17 protein-coding genes and 2 pseudogenes are annotated in these 19,624 nt (G+C 54.2%); 6 read left to right on the top strand and 13 right to left on the bottom strand.

Translation table 11 applies throughout. The annotated features are described in order from the left end of the window. The 5 genes from CDI09_RS09435 to CDI09_RS09415 are packed head-to-tail and all read right to left on the bottom strand — an operon-like array spanning window position 1 to window position 1,169. Complete coding sequence (locus CDI09_RS09435) at window positions 1-228, bottom strand: hypothetical protein (RefSeq protein ID WP_078525862.1); 228 nt, start codon at window positions 226-228, stop codon at window positions 1-3. Then, on the bottom strand, window positions 225-470 hold the full coding sequence (locus CDI09_RS09430; protein ID WP_078525860.1) for a hypothetical protein: 246 nt from the start codon (window positions 468-470) through the stop codon (window positions 225-227). The genes CDI09_RS09435 and CDI09_RS09430 overlap by 4 nt, the downstream gene beginning before the upstream one ends. After that, window positions 467-727 (bottom strand): hypothetical protein, encoded by a 261-nt coding sequence (locus CDI09_RS09425; RefSeq protein WP_078525858.1) that lies wholly within the window; start codon window positions 725-727, stop codon window positions 467-469. Before CDI09_RS09425 ends, CDI09_RS09430 begins: the two co-directional genes overlap by 4 nt. Then, window positions 724-921: a hypothetical protein gene (locus CDI09_RS09420; RefSeq protein WP_078525856.1), complete on the bottom strand. Its 198-nt coding sequence runs from the start codon at window positions 919-921 to the stop codon at window positions 724-726. Before CDI09_RS09420 ends, CDI09_RS09425 begins: the two co-directional genes overlap by 4 nt. Then, the gene (locus CDI09_RS09415) at window positions 918-1,169 is read right to left on the bottom strand and encodes a hypothetical protein (protein WP_078525854.1); all 252 of its coding nucleotides are present in this window, start codon (window positions 1,167-1,169) and stop codon (window positions 918-920) included. The genes CDI09_RS09420 and CDI09_RS09415 overlap by 4 nt, the downstream gene beginning before the upstream one ends. A gap of 84 nt (window positions 1,170-1,253) precedes the next feature. On the opposite strand from CDI09_RS09415, the gene CDI09_RS18825 reads away from it, so the two are divergent. Both CDI09_RS18825 and CDI09_RS09405 read left to right on the top strand, forming a co-directional pair. Beyond that, a complete protein-coding gene (locus tag CDI09_RS18825) occupies window positions 1,254-1,445 on the top strand; it encodes a ribbon-helix-helix protein, CopG family (protein ID WP_078525852.1) in 192 nt (63 codons plus the stop codon). 136 nt (window positions 1,446-1,581) lie between these two features. Continuing rightward, window positions 1,582-2,724 (top strand): type I restriction endonuclease, encoded by a 1,143-nt coding sequence (locus tag CDI09_RS09405; protein ID WP_078525851.1) that lies wholly within the window; start codon window positions 1,582-1,584, stop codon window positions 2,722-2,724. 888 nt (window positions 2,725-3,612) lie between these two features. Here the strand turns inward: CDI09_RS09405 and CDI09_RS18965 are convergent. The 5 genes and pseudogenes from CDI09_RS18965 to CDI09_RS09370 form a co-directional block, all read right to left on the bottom strand. Next, a pseudogene (locus CDI09_RS18965) lies at window positions 3,613-3,765 on the bottom strand (integrase); the annotation flags it as partial. Between the two features lie 1,497 nt (window positions 3,766-5,262). Then, complete coding sequence (locus tag CDI09_RS09385; protein WP_078525845.1) at window positions 5,263-6,306, bottom strand: helix-turn-helix domain-containing protein; 1,044 nt, start codon at window positions 6,304-6,306, stop codon at window positions 5,263-5,265. Between the two features lie 173 nt (window positions 6,307-6,479). After that, window positions 6,480-6,800, bottom strand: coding sequence for a HigA family addiction module antitoxin (locus tag CDI09_RS09380; protein ID WP_078525843.1), 321 nt, complete (start codon window positions 6,798-6,800; stop codon window positions 6,480-6,482). A gap of 1 nt (window position 6,801) precedes the next feature. Further along, complete coding sequence (locus CDI09_RS09375) at window positions 6,802-7,092, bottom strand: type II toxin-antitoxin system RelE/ParE family toxin (RefSeq protein ID WP_078525841.1); 291 nt, start codon at window positions 7,090-7,092, stop codon at window positions 6,802-6,804. 272 nt (window positions 7,093-7,364) lie between these two features. Continuing rightward, window positions 7,365-8,576 carry a tyrosine-type recombinase/integrase gene (locus tag CDI09_RS09370; RefSeq protein WP_078525839.1) on the bottom strand — a complete coding sequence of 404 codons (1,212 nt, stop codon included), beginning with the start codon at window positions 8,574-8,576 and terminating at the stop codon, window positions 7,365-7,367. A 238-nt stretch (window positions 8,577-8,814) separates the two neighbouring features. On the opposite strand from CDI09_RS09370, the pseudogene CDI09_RS09365 reads away from it, so the two are divergent. Further along, a pseudogene (locus CDI09_RS09365) lies at window positions 8,815-9,404 on the top strand (transposase); the annotation flags it as partial. Between the two features lie 35 nt (window positions 9,405-9,439). On the opposite strand, the gene CDI09_RS09360 reads toward CDI09_RS09365, so the two are convergent. Continuing rightward, window positions 9,440-10,372, bottom strand: a complete 933-nt coding sequence (locus CDI09_RS09360; protein WP_078525837.1) for a glycosyltransferase family 2 protein — start codon at window positions 10,370-10,372, stop codon at window positions 9,440-9,442. Window positions 10,373-11,355: 983 nt separating this feature from the next. Here CDI09_RS09360 and CDI09_RS09355 point away from each other — a divergent pair. Both CDI09_RS09355 and CDI09_RS17730 read left to right on the top strand, forming a co-directional pair. Further along, a complete protein-coding gene (locus CDI09_RS09355; protein WP_151892030.1) occupies window positions 11,356-12,879 on the top strand; it encodes a hypothetical protein in 1,524 nt (507 codons plus the stop codon). Between the two features lie 309 nt (window positions 12,880-13,188). Then, window positions 13,189-14,847 (top strand): hypothetical protein, encoded by a 1,659-nt coding sequence (locus CDI09_RS17730; RefSeq protein WP_146220863.1) that lies wholly within the window; start codon window positions 13,189-13,191, stop codon window positions 14,845-14,847. 345 nt (window positions 14,848-15,192) lie between these two features. Here CDI09_RS17730 and CDI09_RS09345 read toward each other — a convergent pair whose 3' ends face one another. After that, the gene (locus CDI09_RS09345; RefSeq protein WP_078525834.1) at window positions 15,193-15,447 is read right to left on the bottom strand and encodes a hypothetical protein; all 255 of its coding nucleotides are present in this window, start codon (window positions 15,445-15,447) and stop codon (window positions 15,193-15,195) included. A gap of 45 nt (window positions 15,448-15,492) precedes the next feature. Next, a complete protein-coding gene (locus tag CDI09_RS09340; protein ID WP_078525833.1) occupies window positions 15,493-15,852 on the bottom strand; it encodes a hypothetical protein in 360 nt (119 codons plus the stop codon). Between the two features lie 200 nt (window positions 15,853-16,052). On the opposite strand from CDI09_RS09340, the gene metH reads away from it, so the two are divergent. Further along, a complete protein-coding gene (gene metH, locus CDI09_RS09335; protein ID WP_078527917.1) occupies window positions 16,053-19,562 on the top strand; it encodes a methionine synthase in 3,510 nt (1,169 codons plus the stop codon). The last annotated feature ends 62 nt before the right edge of the window (window positions 19,563-19,624 follow it).

Here is a 19,624-nt window from a genome sequence, read left to right as displayed (position 1 = left end):
TCAAATCGCCTCATCAATGGTGATGCATTGCCGCTCGATTTCGTCAGCAGCCCACGTGATAGCCAGCCCAAAGGATTGCGCCTGTGCCGGGGTCAGGCCCGACCGGCTGGCGGTAGCTGTCATCCCCTCTCCGGCCCAGCGCATGAGGATGGCGAGACGTGCGAGATAATGGCTAGCGTTCTGGGCTGCCCTGACCTGCTTGATGTCGATTTGTAGAAGGTCGCTCATTTCGGGTACACCCCGCCATTTTTGGCAGCGTTAATGTCCGCGCTGGCATTCGCCTGCATCTTTTTGGTGTAGTCGGACAGCCAGTGAGCCACATCCATCCAGTGGTCTCTGTTACTGTCGTTCGGGACTTCCGTAATCTCCATATCGTGCGCAAGCGCACGCAGCACATTGCTTACGTTGCTCAGGGATCGCTCCTGCCAGCCGAGGGCGTAGATAGCCGTGCTGAAATCGTTCTTGCTCATTTCGCGCCCCCTTTCAGCGCCAGAATGTCACGGGCAAGGCTGCCCTCTATGGTGTCGGGCTTCGGATTACACAGCATCACCAGCCGGGCTTTGTCCTGTAGATCGGAAAGAGTTCGGACGGGCGTGCGGATGACCTTGCGGTAGGCCGCGCCAAAACGCCGCATCTGTGTTTCCGCGTCGATGGTGGCGGGTTCCTTCCAGCACCGGCGATCAGCGGCAAGAGCAGCCATGGTGGCCTTGCGGATGGGACTGTTCATTTGGCTCTCTCCCGGCGCTCATCGGGAAGGGCCAGCCATGCCACATCCAGTTCGGTGTGGAGGCGCTTTACCCATTTGTGCATCCATTCCAACGGAACTGGCTCCGAGGCGGTGATAAGGGCGTCCAGTATCTCGGACAGAGCGCGCAAATCGCACACAACAGCATGCACGCGGTTCTGTGGTGTCTCGCTCATCGGGCCACCTCCGCCAGCGCGATCACTGTGGGGTGGGGTTTCGCGGCACCGTGCCGCAGAACCTCCGGTTGGGCGAACCCGGCCAGGGCGAGCAGAAGCAGCGCGGGGAAGATCAGCCCGGCCGCCAGATGCTCGGATGTTAGTAAGGGGTCTTTCCCGGTTTTGGGAAAAAGGGAGCCGAGTACGCTTGTACCCAGCCGGGAGCATGCCCATGTGTGTCTGGGCGTGCTATAGGCACGATTAGCCATTGCCGAAACTCCGGTTCGGTTGTGGTTAAGGCCGGTTGGAAGTTGCCGCTTCCTTCCGGCCTGCTTTTTTGGTAACCAATAAAAATGATAGCGTCAATAACTGGTAACCAAAAAAACAGAGGTCGGCCTAAAACAGGCGAACGATCTCATGTAGCTGCTCGCGTCACCGATGAAGAAATGAGGTTGATTGATGCATGGGCAGCCAGTCACGGCATCACCCGTGCAGAAGCCATCCGCCGCCTAATTGCGAAGGGACTTGAGGCAGATAAAGAGTAAAATCGAACAAGTTTTCCGTTTGATTCAATGCGTGTGGGAATATTATTCAGAAACCGTATATCTGTAATTTTCTGAAAAGATTTTCATAGAATTGCCTTAATTCGTAACTTTTAGAAAATTTCTAAGAGAGACGAATATGTCAGACGATTTTCGACAAAAGTTTAAAGCATTTTCAGAACGCATGGTTGGCCTTGCTCCGCGTTGCAGCAATGAAGAAGCCACAAAAATGTTCCTTGTTCTGCCATTTTTGCAGTTCTTGGGATATGACATCATGAATCCGGACGAAGTGTGCCCGGAACATCACGCAGATTTTTCAGAAAAATACAAAAATAGAGTGGACTATGCTGTCCTTCGTGAAGGACAGCCGGTAATTGCAATCGAGTGTAAGGCACTAGGTGCGCCATTGAAAGATGACCGAGGACAGTTAAAGTCATATTTTAATGCAGCCCACACAGTAAAAATGGGCGTTATCACTGATGGCCTAGTTTATGAGTTCTATGCAGACTCAGATGAGCCAAATATGATGGACCCGACCGCCTTTCTATCATTTGACCTTCGGGAGATTGCAAAAGGGAAGATTGAGGACTCCGTTGTCGACGGGTTGAAAAGTCTTCAAAAGTCCAACTTCGACCCTGAAAATATTGGGGCAGAAGCCAAACGCAAGCTGGTTTTCCAAAATCTCGTTCAGCAGATCGAGGATCTTGCAGCATCACCCAGTGAGGCGTTTGTGCGCCTTTTGCTGCAAAATATTGGCCTCAAGCATATTCGCGCCAAGGCAGTCGCCGAGTATATGGACCTGACAAAAAGCGCCTTCGCTGAGTTCGTGAACCTTCGCATTCTCCAGAGACTAGACCTCCCGGTAAAGGACAAGGAAGCTGACAAGCCGGTTCTGGTTGCCGATGTCCCGAAGGTAGATCCCGATGCAAAACCCGCAGATGGTATCATCACGACAGAAACCGAGTTGGAAGTTTATGAGTATGCCAAACGGCGGCTCGCGTTCTTGGCGGATAGTGACGAATTATTCGATGCTATAACCAGTATTGAATATAAAGATTACAAAGGAAAATTTGTAGTATTCTACCGAAAGGAGCGGGCTGGACGTCTGTTCGATTTTTATGAGGATAAGGGTATCAAATATACGTTCGACTTCGGTGAAGAATTTGGGGGTGAGTTTGAATCAGATGAACTGGGCGGCATAGACGATCAGCTTCTCAGTGTGTTTAAAGCCCGCGTTGAAGCCATGGGTGCAAAAGGAAAGCGATCCAAGGTTGATGCGTAGTGCTGTCGAACTCAGGACGGCATTCCTGCGATGGCACGTAAAAGAGGAATGGGCTTTGGGCCAAGGATTCCCAGCCTGAGAAAGAAGATTGCGGCAAGGACCTCCTACAAACGCTATATAAGGCACAATCTTGGCCTTAAGGCCCCGCGCGGTTGGGGGTGGCTGACCAATCCAAGGAAAGCCGCCTACAACCGAGTCTATTACCAGAAAAACAAACTGTGGAATGGCTTTCTAGGGTGGGTGGTCATCGGGTTTATTGTGGCAGTGCTGCTTGGAGCATTCCATTAATACCCTGCCGAGAATGGCGGTGGGGGTGCGATTGAAGAAGGAACAAGCGTGATGCAAAGGCTCAAGAGGTGGTGCCTTACAGCCATGCTTGGTCTCACGCTGGCGGGCTGCACACAGCATCCCCCACATAGGCAGCACGATACACCTGAGTGCATGAACTACCGGGCCATGATGACTGCGCCCATGCCGCCGGACGCGATGAAACGGCTACAGGCGCGATGCGAGGCATCTCGACGGCCGTGGTGACAAAGGACGTACCGCCGTATGCCATCCCCGACGACACTGGAACGGTCACGGAAGTCAGAAGGCAAAAGTCCCCCGGACACGCAGCGGGCCACTACGACTTTGTGACGTTATCGGTAGGCTCTGTGGCTATTTTCAATTTTTTAACGAGTGTGAGTGTAAAATGAAAAAAATTCATAAGTATAGAAAAAGAGATGCTTATCTTATGGCTAAGATGACCCTTGCATCTCCAATGAAATTCCTTGGATGAAAAAAAATAAAAGGAGAACGTGGTTTAGAAAAAGGAACTTGGGAAGATAATACCGGCGGGAAATTTACTGCATGCATCCAAAGAGACATAAAAGGATTTATTCAGGTCTAACGTCCCCAGTCTCTCATCATTTCTCGCCGCTTATCGAATAGATCACCCCTCCGATACGCGGCCTCAACCTTATCCCCGATAGCGTGCTCCAGAGCCATCTCTCGGGGATAGTCGTTTTCTCTGCCGTCCACAAAGGTACGCAGAAAGCCTCAAACGCTCAATGCGGTCACCAGGAGACGATTATTCCGTTACACACGCCTGAGCACGTCCCTGACAGGCTGTGGCGGCCATCTGTGTCGGCACCATCCCCTTCCAGGGGTCTTTGGAGCATTGCGGCACACCAGCAGATCACCCGCGTCAACGTCGAGCATGCAATGCAAGTCAGGCCGGTGCCTACGTAGGCACACACATCTTGCCAGCCCAGATTTGTTCCAACTCGGCCCGAGCTGGCCCTAAACGGCCCGGACAAGCTGTTTCTTGGCTTAGGGCCAAGTCGGGCCATTTGAGGCCGAACAAGACAGAAAATGGATCGGCAAGATGTGTGACCCTACCTATGGTCACGGCTTTACTCGCGCTTCGCACTCAATGGCTTCAGGTGTTGAGACGCATTGGAGCAGGTTGATGGGAACTGCTTTGATTTCCGTTTGAAAAAAAATCAAACGCAGCCTGCCGCATTCTCTCGCGCATGCGCGCGCGTATCTCGTAGCGAAGCGGGTCATGGCCCTGCTGCACTATTGCGCGCGCGTGGACCTGTCCCATGTGTATCACGCCCGTGCTCTAACAAGCGCGTTGACCTGTTCGACGTGTATCATATTCTCCGCTTCATGCCTCCAGTCGGGGTATTTCCCGAGTGACGGATTCCAGCCCATCAATGCTAACATTTGCTAACAGGCACTTTGCGCAGGAATGGCGGAATACAGCCAAAAATAACACAGTCCCTCGCGTGCGCGCGCGTACTGGGCTGTTAATCCCGGCATTGCCGGGGTAGTTCAGCCCGCAATATGATGCGGCATGACAGGTATCAAACCCATATCCGAATGGACGCCGCCGGAGGTGGTGGACGTATTCAGCATCAGGCGAGGCGCACGAAATCCACAAAGCCGCTACTGCCCAATGTCACAGGCCGCATTTGCCAGGCGGTATGGCTTTACCGCTTCTGCCATGGCCGACTGGGAGCAGGGACGCCGGAAGCCTGATCCAGCAGCCCGCACCTTGCTGTCAATGATCCAGAAGGACCAGCAGGCCGTGGACCGGCTATTGGGCCACAAGGACGCTGCACCCCCTAAGTAGGTGGGGCAGCCTCGCGCACGCGCGCGCACGGATAATATTAAGTCATGAAAACCTGACAAAACCAGATATTCAGGCCTCGCGCGCGCACTTGGTGCGGAAACCTCCGACCATCCAGCTAATTCCCGTTCGCGCGCATTGCGCGTAGGACGTGTTCGGCTCGTTCGGTTTGTGCCGACGAAATTCGTCGCTACGGCCTCGCGCGAATGCGCGTCTAAAGTAGACGAAAGTAGACCAGTCTCCCGCGTCAGCCTCATCTCGCGCAATGCGCGTTGGATGTGTCTTTTCTGTCGTGCCGATAATAACCCTGACGCATGACCTGACCTGTGTAACTCGCGTACGGTTTGGGCCGCAGAGATAAACCAAAGGGTCCGCACAGTAAGCGGCCCCTACCCCTGTTCAATCTGAACATACCTCCGTCATGTTGCCATGCGCCGCCTGATGTTCAGCACGGTTGAAGGCGATACCCCAACGATGGCGGCAATCTCACGTAACGGCATATGCCTGCCTTCCGGGGTGGCAAGTATCCGCTCTACCTCCGCCCGCCGCTTCCCTGCCGTGTTCAATCTGGACGGAGGAGGTGCGTCCAGATTTGGACCGGCACAAACATGGGGATTTCCCACCTTATCCCCCTCATTACCGGGAATATCGACATCGAGTGATAAACCGGCAGATTCCCGTGTTTCCGATGCCCCGAAGCCTGCTGCCTGTAACTGCTCAAGGTCATCAAGAACAGCCTGGGGGTTATCGCGGCTTCCCTGTCCGTCCAACTGGAAGCGCAGGCGCACAATCACGTCGGACAGGTCACGGGCCGGGATGAGCTTCTCCACCATGTCGCACAAGTGCCACCGCCGTTTGTCAGCGCCGTTGCTCAGGTAATCATATTGGTTGTTCCCGTCCGCCACGTTGCGGTCATCACATAGCCTGTCCCACGCCTCATATTCAGCCAGAGCCGCCGGGATGGTGTCGGGCCATGGGATCGCCTGACCCATCGCCTCTACCACGCGGGGGGAAGGGCTGAAGTTCTCGCCGTCAAACGTATCCGCCTGATTATCGGGGTGGACCTCGCGGAATGGCTCAATAGCCGCATCCAACGCCTTTTCTTCCGCCGTGGGTGCGAACACGGCTTCCTTTGATCCATAGCGGGCGATCACCTCCGCAATCCGGTCCGCGTTGTCGCGCATCCAGCGCCGCCGCCTGGCATCATGCTCCCGCTGGTAAGCCCGCATATGAGCCGGGTTGCCCATGTTATAGAACCTGAGACCCCCCGGTCCCGGCTGGGGCAGGTCATCACCGAACCCGGCATCCGCCAGCAGGCCCGGAATGTCATCCAGCACGTATCCATATGGCTCAACCATAGCAGCGGCGCGTTGCCGGGCGGCATCTGCCTCGCCCTGCTTCCCGCCTTCCGCTAGTGCCCAGACCTTCGCCAGACGTTCAAGATTGATACCGGATTGCGCCACTATCCGCCCCCGCCCTGTTCAAATTGAACATTACAGGATGGACGGAGGGTGTACAAGTTGAACATGCCGTCAGGGGACATGTTAAAGACGTTGGGTTTTGATAACACATCGACCGGACATGTTAAGGAGTGTGGGGGGTTTACCCTTTACCCGCAAAACAGGGGGAACGGCGCTTAGGCCCCTTCCATCACACTGACAGAATGCGGCATGGCGGCTGCCAGTGGCCCGACGTGTATCTCACCTTCATGGGCACGAGCCTGTGCCATATCGAAGGCAGACTGCATCCGCATGAGGGTATCAGCCTTCACGCCGAACGCCTTTTCAAACCGGATCGCCATATCGGCGGACAGGCTGGCGCGACCATTAAGCAGGGCGCTCAGGGCCTGTCTGGAAACGCCGAAGTGTGATGCCAGGCCAGACACCGTAATACCGGCAGGCTCCACGATTTCCGTCCTGAGCCATTCCCCGGCATGGACAGCCAAGGAGGGGTGCATCTTAATTGCCATGGTAGTCCTCCAGATCCATATCTTCGATTGCGCCAAGGTCATTCAGCCGGAATGTCAGCCGCCAGTTACGTGTGACAGTCATTGCCCATGTTCCCACCCGATCCCCGGAAAGAGGATGCAGGCCGTAGTTAGGGGGCACCGACAGCTCATCAAGTGACGCCGCCGCATCAATGAAGGCCAACATCCGGCGCAGGCGGGATACATCCCCCAGCAGGCCTTTCGGGTTCCCAGTTTCAAAGAAACGCCTCAGACCCTTGTGGGAAATGCTCTCGATCTGCATGGGTGTAAAGTGTGACGTTACATGCGGTCTGTCAAGCATGACGTTACAGCAGTCGAGGAAATTTCCCGAGGCCACCGCTCAGACACGCTGTTATCAGCATCCCGATCCGCTGTCAGTCACACCGGTCACACACCCATTACAGGCAGGTGTGACGAAACCTACCACATAAAAATGGCCGTATTCCGCCACTCTTTTGCTTGGTCACACCAGTCACACCAGTCACACCAAAAAACACAGACCCTGAATGGAAATTGAGGGTGTGACCCGCTACGTCATGGCCGGTTCCTGTGTAACCCGCAGCAATAAGCAGCCCATTCATCCATCAGGGCACGACGCTTTTCAAACAGGTCTCCCCGCCGGTAAGCAGCCTCCACCTTGTTGCCGACTGCATGGGCAAGCGCCATCTCCACAACCTCATTCGGATAATCGGTTGCTTCCGCAGCCCAGTCCCGGAACGTGGACCGCAGGCCATGCACGGTCACATCCTTGGTCCCGGCTGCAAGATGCAAAGCCTTGGACAGCGCCACGTCAGTCAGGGGACGTGATGGCCTGTATCCGGGAAAGACAAAGCCGGTTCCATTTGTCGGCTGGCACAGGCCGTCCAGAATATCCGTGGCAGGCATGGACAGAGGGACACGGTGCAACCGCCCTGCCTTCATCTTCTCCGCCGGTATCGTCCACACACGGGTGGTCATATCAATTTCAGACCACAGGCAGGACCGGACCTCACCAGACCGCGCCGCTGTCAGGCAGGCAAAGCGAACAGCCTTGGCCGCCAGCCCGCCGGACATGCTCAGAGCCGCCATGACCGATGCAATGTCCGCCCACGGGATAGCCTTGTGATGCTGGACCTTCGCCACCTTGGATGGGGCAGGAAGCAATGCAGACAGGTGCCCACGCCATCGGGCCGGATTCTCACCCTCTCGCCAGCCCATGACACGCGCATAATCAAGTATGCGCTCCATGCGCCCTCTCAGCCGTCCGGCTGTCTCTGTCCTGTCTTTCCAGATAGGGCGGAGGGCAGACAACACATCATCGGTATCAACGTCTTTGATAGGCTTGTCCCCAAAGACAGGGAAAACATGGTTAGCAAGCGATCCGGCCCATGTGGCGGCGGCCTTGCGATCCTTCCATGCCGGTGCCTGCTCCGTGATGTATCTCTGCGCCACCCCCGCAAAGGTGCCGCCCTGTTCCATCTTCCGGGCGGCTTTTTCCTTGTTCCGCTCCACCAAGGGGTCAGTGCCCTCCTTAATCATGCGACGGAGGTCCACAGCCCTGTCACGCGCACCGGCCAACGAAAGACCGGGATAGCTGCCAAGGCTCATCTGCCTGCGCTTGCCGGTTGCTGGCGACGTATAGCGCATCTCCCACAGGCGCGATCCCCCAGAGGCCACCAGCCACAGACCACCACCGTCGCATATGCTGCCATCCCTGTGACGTGACACCTGTAGGGCCGTCAGTTGATTGGGTCCGAGTCTGCTCAATCCAGTTTACCCCTCTTATTACCCCCCTTAGAATCGGGGATTGTGTGGGTCATTCTGGGACGCTCTGGGACACTCACGCCAGCAAATACCTAGGAAACCTTATGTTTTTGGTACGCCCTGAAACACTCCGGGACGTGGGTTAGGCGGATTTCGAGTCCGCCATTCCTAAATAAAATACCACCACTTATTTTAGCAGCCTGTCGGGTTGGGGTGCCCTGTGAAGGGGTGAGGTGGTGAGATGAGCAGCTTCATCCCGTTTGACCGACCTCAGCCGTATCTTCTGCTGCCTGATCTGAAGTCGTGGCTTCCGGCTGATGATATGGCGCATTTCATTGTTGCCGCCGTTGAGCGGGTTCCGATGAATGCGTTTTGTGTGCCGGTGCGCACGGGTGGCAAGGCGCAGTATCATCTGCGACTGATGCCGGCCCTTCTGATCTTCAGCCATGCAAACGGGATTTTTCCTCACGCCGGATCGAGCGGACGACATATCGCGACATCGGCATACGCTTCGTGGCGGCGAACCTGCCTCCGGGTCACGACACGATCGCCTCTTTCCGGCGGACAAACCGGATGGCCATTGAAGCTGCATTTGCACAAGTGCTGCTTATGGCGCGCGAGACCGGCCTGCTGCGTCTGGGCGTGGCATCGATCAACGGCACGGAAATCGATGCCGATGCCTTAAAATACCATTCTGTGCGCTACGACCGGATCAGGGCCCTGCGCGAACAGCTGGCGGCGGATATCGCGGAACTGATGGAGCAGGCAGAGCGAGCTGACACAACGGACACGGATCCACAGGCCCTGCCAGAAGAACTCGCCCGACGGGAATGAATTGCCCCGGGTTTTGTGGAAACAGCCTGATTCTAACGCCGTATATAAGCAAGCCTTTTATTTTCCTTGCGGCTCAAAGTGATCATATCCATGATAAGCCCGCAAACAAACGATAAACCAGCCAGAATCATCAACCCCATGGCCAATAACGTGCGGGGCAATTTAGGAACCATATGAGTATTCATAAACTCTACGGTAACAGGAATTCCAATACTCAAACCAATAACTGATAATATAGCTGAAACAATAGAGAAGAAAAAGAGAGGCTTCTCCATTTTTACAAGATTTATAATGGTCAGCAAAATCCGGAAGCCATCCTGATAGGTCTTGAGTTTGGAGGATGACCCCGCAGGTCTTTCAACGTATTTTGTGACCACCTCTCCTATGGGCATAGCCATTTCCAGGGCATGTACCGAAAGGAAGGTTTCGATTTCAAACCCGGAACACACAATGGGAAAGGAGCGGACATAGCGCCGGGAAAAGACACGATAGCCGGACAGAAGATCAGAAATACGGTGCCCGAAAATCAATGTGACGCAACCCGTCAGCATCATATTGCCCAGAACATGGCCAGGCCGGTAAGCATCCCGCTGGTCTGTTACGCGCACGCCATTGACCATATCCAAGCAGTTTTCCTGCGCCAGACTGACCATGCGCGGCGCGGCCGCAGCCTCGTAGGTCGCATCTCCATCGACCAGAACATAGTAATCAGCATCTATGTCGGCAAACATCTGACAAACGACGTAGCCCTTGCCCTGCAGGCCTACCTGTCGAACGTAGGCCCCACATTGGCGCGCTATCTCGGCCGTCCTGTCAGTTGAATTATTGTCGTAGACGTAAATTTCAGCTTCTGGAATGGCTTTTTTAAAATCCTCGATCACCCTCTCGATTGATACTTCCTCATTATAACAGGGTATCAGGACAGCTATACGAGATGACAGGGGAGAAGAAGGATTCAAGTTCATTGTCTCAGTTCTAAGTAATAAGGATTTTTTCTTAGCACGGAATAAATATTATGCACTATGAAAAAATCAAGGCATAATTACGAACATATTATTCACTTGTCATATGATTTATTTTTTCACTTTTAGATGTTGATGTTTTCTCTTCATCCGCTCTGAAGCAACCATGAAAAAATGGTCTCTTCTGAGTATGCCTCAATGAAGCGCCCGAGGCAATTTTCCTGGCTATTTTCTTCGACTATGGACGACACGCTACCCGGTAACAAACGAGACTGTATGGCACACCCTTTCTGCCAACAAGATGACTACGTGCATCATTATGTCAGATTGGCCGACAGGTTCAATGGTCCTACCCCCCCGGGTTTGCACAAAAAAGACTTGCGGTTTCAAACCAAGGCGGTCACATACGCAAAAAACCATCTGATCTGAACAAAAACCCATGATATATCATCGCGTCAGTCAATATCGACCAAAGATGCAATAGCCCTCATGTAGCTTCCAGTATATTGGTAGCAATGTCATGTTTATGCCCCTACTCTTCCTGTCTGCATCAAGGCCTCATGGTCTGGTGTTTCCCGCATTTTAACCGACCTGTCACCAGAAGGATGATTTTCATTGCAGTTTCCGTACAAAGAGGAACCTTGCATCGGGCAGCCTCCAGCGTCTGATCCGGTTCATTTTCGGGGCGATCTGCCGTACGTCCTACATCAGCCAGATTGCTTGCATATTCCTCATCATCGTGGCGATACTGAGTGCGGACACTTTTGGCTCAACAGCTCATTTCATCAGTCTTCCGCATATTCATGAACAAAACCAAAAGGGAATAATTATCTTTCCGACAGCTATAATATAATGGATTGTTAATAAAAATGTTAATCACGAAAAATAAAAATATATTTCAGTCATTTATATTAATATTATGGCTATTTATTACATGTTATGCAATTCATTTTCATGCATTATGGCGTGATGAAGTCCGTAATTTCATGATTGCGATTGGCGGTACACCAAGCGTGCATCTGATCGGCAATGCCCATCCCGTTTTATCATACCTAATTGAAAAATCCTGTTATCTGATTTTTCATACTTATACAGTTCTTCCTGTTTCCACTTTCCTCGTATCTTTTCTGGCCATCGCAACAGTCCTATTTCTATCCCCCTACAATCTGCGCATGAAAGTGCTATTCGTATTTGGGTATTTTTCACTCTATGAATACACCGTCATGGCGCGAAACTATGGGATAAGCATGTTACTCATGCTTATCCTGGCACTGGTTTTCTCATCACAGAAGTATCGTTACAAATTAACCGGTCCCGTAATTTTCCTGCTTGCCAACACGAACATACATTCCGCGCTGATTGTCGCCGTCTTTTCCGGCATGTGGCCGCTCTGTACATGGCAAGCAAACCGCTGGTCCTTTAACAAAAATGTCCGAAAAACCCTGCCTTCGGCCATCATGGGCATTGTAGGGTTCGTGCTTTGCATCCTAACCATTTACCCGCCTCGCTATGACGATCTTGCTGCTCTTATTCCTGCAGACGGAGAGTCACATCACTTCAAAGTACGCTTTCTAAAAGGTTTAACTTTAAAGCCCTTCAAAAGATTCTTTTACGATGCAATAGGTGATAATTTATTCTCTCATTCCATATATAAATTTCTTTATATAGCTTCATTTGTTTCTGTTATATCATGTGTATTTGTTCTTTGGGGCAATACGTTTCTTTTTTTCACTGCGATTGCGGTCCAAATTGTTTTTATCGCTTTTTTTTCGATCATTTATTATGGGAGTTATCGCCATCAGTCGCTATGGATCGTCTGGATATGCACCCTTTTCTGGATATATCGTAAAGAGCATGCATTTCCGCAAAATGGTTTAAATAAGTTTGGGCTATATTCCCTTTACTTCCTGCTTTCCGTGCAGGTTTTTCAGGCGGTTCTGATGGAATATCACGAAATTCGTATACCGAATTCCAGGGCAAGAGAATTCTCAAAAGTAATAAATGCTCATGAAGATTTAAAAGATTCTACCATAATATCATCGGTCGATTATATAATTGAATCTATGCCATATTATATTAATAATAGATTTTACTTTATGACACAAAGAAAATTTGATCGTGTTGTAATATACAACACTCATGCTTATATGAATTATTCGTTGCAGGACATAATGGATGAGGCCGACAGGATTTCAATATGTACTCATAAGCCTTCAATCATTATTATTGCAAATGATTGGGACAAGATGATGGATGGCTCACCTGTAAACCTTATGGATCGGGAACAGGTTGAAAATTATAGAAAATATACCTACAAATACTGGAAATTCACCTTTTCAGAAGTGCAGAAACAGACCCTGAAAGCACGCTCAACCGAGATCGCCCGCTATCCAAACGGTTTACTCGAGGAAGGCTTCATCGCCTATAAATTGAATTCTCCCCATCAGGATGCGCACACTACAATCGATTGCCATGGCCATGAACTGAGCGATGTGCCGCCCCTGCCATGAATGGCGACAGGGCTGGTCCTCATGCGGGTCAGGCGGCATGAGGCCCCCCACAAGTTTCAGCACCTGCCAAAATGGGCAAGCGCTTTGATGACTGGGTCCTGACCCGATACCGGATGCACGCCATGCAAAAGCATGCCGCGCCTGCGTATCGGGTCATGCAACCGGTTTCCTCACGGGGCAGCCCATACCAAATTACAAGCACATCAATCAACAGGAACGACCCGGAGCGGCCAAGTATCGGTTAAAGCCAGCGTTCAGGCATCTGGTGCAGCAATAACCTTCCCCTTTGGTTAGAGGGAAAGCTGTCCCGTGACTTTTCCTATCTTAATAATAAGAACAGTGCCCCGCCAGCACATCTCAGCGGCATATGTCGGCAATATTCTGGCTGTTTCAGTCACGGTATTGGTGATATGCTTAACGCCACATTACCCCGCGCAACGCGCAAGCGCATCCCCGGTGGTGGTCGCACCGGATACTGCACGTCGATGGTTTGGGCTAGGCCATCAGGAGCGCATAAGGCTGTCACAAACTGATGCGATCATACGCTGCTCCAATGAATTCATTTACTTTCTATCAGGCTCTGAGGCAATAATGCTTAATAAAAATAATTTTTCATTTTTTCTTGGCACAGGATTCCCTGTATTCATACTATCTATATTACTATTCCTGATAGGAAATGGCTTTTTTGAAAATCTTTACATCAGTCATGATGACTGGGACTATATGCTATCCCATCGTTATACCCGACCGGGGTTCATAACACCTTTCATCAGCACGTCCTATGATGGCCGATGGATGAACTACTTATGGTCATTGCTGGCAAAACATATGTATTATAGAAACGTTTATACATGTTTTATAGCCATATACTCACTGTTCTGCTGGGTCGCAGCCTATTTTCTGTGCAAAAACTCTTTGCATAGGGTTGTCATTGCGCTCCTTGTATTTTTCTGCCCTGCCTATGCTTCCTTATCCTCATGGCCTGCGACCCTTACGGTTTCCAGCTTATTATCATTTATTACTTTGGTTATTATAAATAATACTGAATTGAAAACATCATACAAAGCGTTTTTTGCACTAAATACCTTGCTAATGATGAGTTATCCCCCCTTGTCTCTGGCAATGATTGTGTATTCCTGCGCTACCCTGGCGCATAAACAAAATTTCAATCCTATAAAATTTATATTTATCTCTTTTATTTCCTATGTTCTATCCATTCTTATTATATTTTCGCTGAACTATATCTTCCACCATCGTTTTGGCATTCATATCGCTGGATGGCGACATCCCCATCATATTCATAACCTGCATGATATTATAACAAATTTTTTCATCGCCCTGAAATCATGCCTGTCTTCATTTGAATATCACTGGCCCATTATGGCCTTTTCTCTTCTTATCATATTTCTGTCTGTCTCACGAAAAGAGAAGATGGGAATTGCCATATCCTGTGCCTTTATTTATTGCCTGCTGATGGATTTCAATCTTGTTTTTACGACAGGCGTTGACATTCCGCCCCGCGCAAATATCTGGCAATGGGCCTTCCTGTGCTCTTCCCTTGCGTTGTATTTTGGCTGGACTGAGCAAGGGCAGGCTCCTGTAAAAAAATATAGTCCTGCCCTCGTCTCCGCCAGTATTGCCGCAGGCATGCTCTTTGTTGGTTGCCAGGAGTGGCTGACTTTCCATTCGGAAAACCGGGATGTCGCGATCTATCAGACCAGAATATCGGAAGACCTGCTCTTGCGCGGCCAGAAAACCGTTATCGTATGTGGCGATCCCAGCCAACTAGAGGCACTCCGCTCGACAGGACATGATGACGCACGGGCCGAATTGCGGGTTGCGCTGAAGAAAATTGCCGACATATCGGTTCTGGCTGGCACCAAGGAGGAGTGTACCGCAGACGATCTGCTGCCAGATGGTCCTTTCTATCGCAAAGGCCGGCAGGAATATCTTGTTTACGGCAAATGATCGGGAACTGTCAGGAATCTCGTGTGCGGAACATGGTTATGTGTCCCGATGACCAGATTGCCCATACGGAGCGTCCCCAAAGAGAATAGCAAACCGGACCTTGGGCATGATCCATTCTGTTTTCTACCCGGTCCAGGCCACAGAAAGCCGCTTTGTCATGGATAAAGCGGCCTCCCCTGGCCCTGACTGCACGCGGAAAGGGGATGATATCCTCCCATGACTGGATGATAGCGGCATATTGCTGCCCCATAGGCTTTCTCGGCAGAGGCCATGGGAGCCATCAGAGCGCAATAACTCCATACGCGCCCCTAATTCGGGGCGGAAAACGCATCCACGCCATAAAGTTCATGCAGGTGGCGCGAGACCTTGCGAAATGGGCAGCATGACATGGCCCTCGTCACTCAAAACCATCTTCTCGCCATAGCCGTTGCGGCTTTTTCGCATCACACGCCCAAACACGAAATTTGGAGAAATACCAAATAAAATACTGAAATCAAAAAGTTTTTTGTGAAGCTTTTTGCAAAACGCTTCGAAAGACATCGCCTTTCTGAAAAAGCCGACATTCAAAAACTTTTCTTTTTTATCAATGACCTGCTTCAAACACAGCCCAACTGCGTGCAGAACCGATATTCTGCGGCTACCCTGTCAGTTTTCCACGCGGAACCGGGCCTGCGCCAGCACATCCTTTTCCATGCTGGCACGCCATAAGGCTTCCTGCCCCGGCGGCGGCACCACCACCAGACGGGTAAACCATTTCAGCCCGCCGGTCGCACGCTTGCGAAAGAGATCGCCCATCAGCCCCGCAAGGCCGCCACGCGGCAGGCAGCACTGGCAACCCAGCGCATGCGTGAAGGCGGTTGCAGCAGGCTGCGCCACCACCATGCCTGCCCAGCCTTCAGCCGGGCCGGGCTGCCTGCCATCACCCACCACCAGCAGCGTATCGGCACGCGGGGTTACAGCTCCGTCAGCCGCCACGAATTCCACCACAATCCGCCCATCTGCCATTATGGCGTCCTCCACTTCTCATCACTCCGGCTTGGCGGCGTTTTTTCATTTGAGCCAATGGTGCTGGACACCGGCGGAAAGTTCGGGGAATAAAAGGCACCAGACCGATCCATATGCAAGCCCGGCCCGGACAGACCGCGCTGGAAAACCGCGGCAGACACTGGCTGTTGCCCGGCATTCACCAGGATTTCAGGATAACCATGACCACTCGCCCCCACCTTCTCGATGCCCTCCGCGACCAGGTCCTGCTGTGTGACGGCGGGATGGGTTCGCGCGTACAGCTTCTGGACCTTGAGGTCGAGCGTGATTACTGGGGGCAGGAAAACTGCACCGAAATCCTGAACCTCTCGCGCCCCGAACTGGTGCGTGAAATCCACCGTGGCTACTTCGAGGCCGGGGCGGATATGGTGGAAACCAACAGCTTTGGCGGCTCGCCCATCACCCTGGCCGAATTCGGGCTGGCCGACCGCGCGCGCGAGATCAACCGCACCGCAGGCCATCTGGCGCGTGAAGCCGCCGAGACCTTTGCCGATGGCCGCCACCGCTATGTGGTCGGCTCCATCGGGCCGGGCACCAAGCTGCCCTCACTGGGCAATATCGATTACGACACGCTCGAAGCCGGCCTTGCCGAGCAGTGCCGCGGCCTGATCGAAGGCGGCGTGGACTGCTTCCTCATCGAGACCTGTCAGGACACGCTACAGATCAAGGCTGCCGTCAATGCCGCCAAGATCGCACGCGCCGAGATGGGTGTTGATACCCCCATCTTCGTGCAGGTCACGGTCGAGACCACGGGCACGCTGCTCGTCGGCCCCGACATCGCCGCCGCCGCCACGGTCATCAACGCGCTCGATGTGCCGCTGATGGGCCTGAACTGCGCCACCGGCCCGCAGGAAATGGCCGAGCACGTGCGCTGGCTGAGCGAGAACTGGCCCGGCCTGATCTCGGTCCAGCCCAATGCCGGCCTGCCTGAACTGGTCAACGGCACCACCCACTACCCGCTCACTCCCGCCGAGATGGCAAGCTGGGTAGACCGCTTCATTACCGAAGATGGCCTGAACCTCATCGGCGGCTGCTGCGGCACCTCCACGCCGCACACGCAGGCGCTTGACCAGATGCTGCGTAAGCGCGCCGAGGGCACGGGCCGCATCCGCCCCGCCCCCGTGCCGCGCAAGCCGGTGTGGATTCCGTCTGTTGCCAGCCTGTATTCGCAGGTGCCGCTGCGCCAGGAGAACAGCTACTTCTCGATCGGCGAGCGCTGCAACGCCAACGGGTCCAAGAAGTGGCGGCAGTTGCAGGAAGCGGGCGACTGGGATGGCTGCGTGGCGCTGGGCCGCGAGCAGGTGGCCGAAGGCTCGAACGCGCTCGACATCTGCACCGCCTTCGTCGGCCGTGACGAAATGCGCGAGATGAACGCGGTCGTTACCCGCTTCACCTCCTCGGTCAACGCGCCGCTGGTCATTGATTCCACCGAGACCCCGGTGATCGAGGCCGCACTCAAGCTGCATGGCGGCAAGCCCATCATCAACTCCATCAACTTCGAGGATGGGGAAGCCATCGCCAACGAGCGCATGCTGCTCGCACGCAAGTTCGGCGCCTCGGTCATTGCCCTGACCATTGATGAAGTGGGCATGGCCAAGACGGCGGAAGACAAGCTGCGCATCGCAACGAGACTGGTCGAATTCGCGTGCGAAAAGCATGGCCTGCCGCAATCCGACCTGATGATCGACCCGCTGACCTTCACCATCGGCACCGGCACGGAAGATGACCGCAAGCTGGGCGAATGGACGCTGGAGGGCATCCGCCTGATCCGCGAGCGCTTCCCCGATATCCAGATCGTGCTGGGGCTGTCGAACATCTCGTTTGGCCTGAACCCGGCGGCGCGCGCGGTGCTGAACTCGGTGTTCCTTGACCACGCGGTGCGCGCGGGCATGACGGCGGCGATCGTGCACGTTTCGAAAATCCGCCCGCTGCACCTCATCGCCGCCGAGGAAGTAAAGGTGGCCGAGGACCTGATCTTCGACCGCCGCGCCGAGGGCTATGACCCGCTGCAGCGCATGCTGGAAATCTTCGCCGACCGCAAGGCCGCCGATGCCGTGAAGAAGGCCCGCGCCGAGACCGCGCCCGAACGGCTGAAAGACCGCATCGTCGATGGCGACCGCAAGGGGCTGGAAGACGATCTGGCCGAGGCCATGCAGGACATGGCCCCGCTCGACATCATCAACACCGTGCTGCTCGATGGCATGAAGGTGGTGGGCGAACTGTTTGGCGCGGGCAAGATGCAGCTTCCCTTCGTGCTGCAGTCCGCCGAGACGATGAAAGCCGCCGTCGCCTGGCTCGAGCCCCATATGGAGCGCAGCGAGGGCCAGACCCGTGGCACCATGGTGCTGGCCACCGTCAAGGGCGACGTGCATGACATCGGCAAGAACCTTGTCGACATCATCCTCACCAATAACGGCTACCGGGTCATCAACCTCGGCATCAAGGTGCCGGTGGCCGACATGATCGCGGCAGCCCGCGAGCACAAGGCCGATGCGATCGGCATGTCCGGCCTGCTGGTCAAGTCCACCGTCATCATGCGTGAAAACCTTGAGGAAATGAACCGCCAGGGCGTGGACGTGCCGGTCATGCTCGGGGGCGCGGCCCTTACCCGCAACTATGTGGAAGAGGACTGCACCGCAGCCTATGGCGAAGGCGGGCGCGTGGCCTATGCGCGTGATGCGTTTGATGGCCTGTCGCTGATGGACAAGGTGGCGCAGGGCGAGTTCGACACCTACCTTGCCGCCATCCAGTCCCGCCGCGCGGGCAAGGCCACGCGCACCAACCGCACGCAGGACATCGAGGCCGCAGAAAACCGTGGCTTCGGCCCGGTGGATGTGCCCGCCGCCCGCGCCCGGCGCGAGAAGCTGACGGCGGACGAACCCGTGCTGACCCCGCCGTTCTGGGGCCCGCGTGTGCTTGAAGCCACGCCGGAGGCCGTGCTGCCGTTCCTCAATGAGCGCTCGCTGTACCAGTTCCAGTGGGGCTTTCGCAAACAGGGCCGCTCGCTTGATGACTTCATGGTCTGGGCACGCAAGGAACTGCGCCCGGTGCTGCGCCACATGCTGGCCCTGTGCGCCGAGCAGGACATCCTGCACCCCAAGGCCAGCTACGGTTACTGGAAGGCGGCGGGCGAAGGCAACGACCTCGTGCTGTTTGGTGAGGACGGCACCACCGAGGCTGCCCGCTTCACGCTGCCCCGCCAGCCGCGCGCGGACGGGGCCTGCATTGCCGACTTCGTGCGCGATATCGATGATGCACAGCGCGACGTGATCGGCCTGCAGGTGGTGACCGTGGGGCAGGATGCCTCCGACCGTGCGCGGGAATGGTTCGAGGCGGATCGCTACAAGGACTACCTCTACCTGCATGGCCTGTCGGTCGAGATGGCGGAAGCCATGGCGGAATACACCCACAAGCGCATCCGCGCCGAGATGGGCTTCGCCGCCGAGGATGACCGCGACATGGCGAAGCTGCTCCAGCAGGGCTATCGCGGCTCGCGCTATTCGTTCGGCTACCCCGCCTGCCCCCGGCTGGAGGAACAGGAGCCAATCCTGAAACTGCTCGATGCGGAAAAGATCGGCGTCTCGCTGACCGATGGCTTCCAGCTCCACCCCGAGCAGTCCACCTCGGCGCTGGTCATTTTCAACCCACACGCGAAGTATTTCTCGATCTGACAAAAACGGTGTTCCGCCACCCGGCGGGACTTGTTGACCGGTGCCGAAAATGATGCCCATCA

It is taken from the genome of Komagataeibacter nataicola, from assembly GCF_003207795.1.
Lineage (GTDB): Bacteria > Pseudomonadota > Alphaproteobacteria > Acetobacterales > Acetobacteraceae > Komagataeibacter > Komagataeibacter nataicola.
The sequence above is the reverse complement of the archived record's forward strand: the minus strand, read 5'-3'. Positions and strand labels throughout refer to the sequence as shown.

Excerpts from the sequence above, each read along its gene's own strand:
- CDI09_RS09415 (WP_078525854.1), bottom strand. The coding sequence starts at position 1,169 with ATGGCTAATCGTGCCTATAGCACGCCCAGACACACATGGGCATGCTCC.
- CDI09_RS09340 (WP_078525833.1), bottom strand. The coding sequence starts at position 15,852 with ATGGCAGATGGGCGGATTGTGGTGGAATTCGTGGCGGCTGACGGAGCT.
- CDI09_RS09380 (WP_078525843.1), bottom strand. The coding sequence starts at position 6,800 with ATGCACCCCTCCTTGGCTGTCCATGCCGGGGAATGGCTCAGGACGGAA.
- CDI09_RS09430 (WP_078525860.1), bottom strand. The coding sequence starts at position 470 with ATGAGCAAGAACGATTTCAGCACGGCTATCTACGCCCTCGGCTGGCAG.
- CDI09_RS09375 (WP_078525841.1), bottom strand. The coding sequence starts at position 7,092 with ATGCAGATCGAGAGCATTTCCCACAAGGGTCTGAGGCGTTTCTTTGAA.
- CDI09_RS09360 (WP_078525837.1), bottom strand. The coding sequence starts at position 10,372 with ATGAACTTGAATCCTTCTTCTCCCCTGTCATCTCGTATAGCTGTCCTG.
- CDI09_RS09435 (WP_078525862.1), bottom strand. The coding sequence starts at position 228 with ATGAGCGACCTTCTACAAATCGACATCAAGCAGGTCAGGGCAGCCCAG.
- CDI09_RS18825 (WP_078525852.1), top strand. The coding sequence starts at position 1,254 with ATGATAGCGTCAATAACTGGTAACCAAAAAAACAGAGGTCGGCCTAAA.
- CDI09_RS09420 (WP_078525856.1), bottom strand. The coding sequence starts at position 921 with ATGAGCGAGACACCACAGAACCGCGTGCATGCTGTTGTGTGCGATTTG.
- CDI09_RS09425 (WP_078525858.1), bottom strand. The coding sequence starts at position 727 with ATGAACAGTCCCATCCGCAAGGCCACCATGGCTGCTCTTGCCGCTGAT.
- CDI09_RS09355 (WP_151892030.1), top strand. The coding sequence starts at position 11,356 with ATGATTGCGATTGGCGGTACACCAAGCGTGCATCTGATCGGCAATGCC.
- CDI09_RS09405 (WP_078525851.1), top strand. The coding sequence starts at position 1,582 with ATGTCAGACGATTTTCGACAAAAGTTTAAAGCATTTTCAGAACGCATG.
- metH (WP_078527917.1), top strand. The coding sequence starts at position 16,053 with ATGACCACTCGCCCCCACCTTCTCGATGCCCTCCGCGACCAGGTCCTG.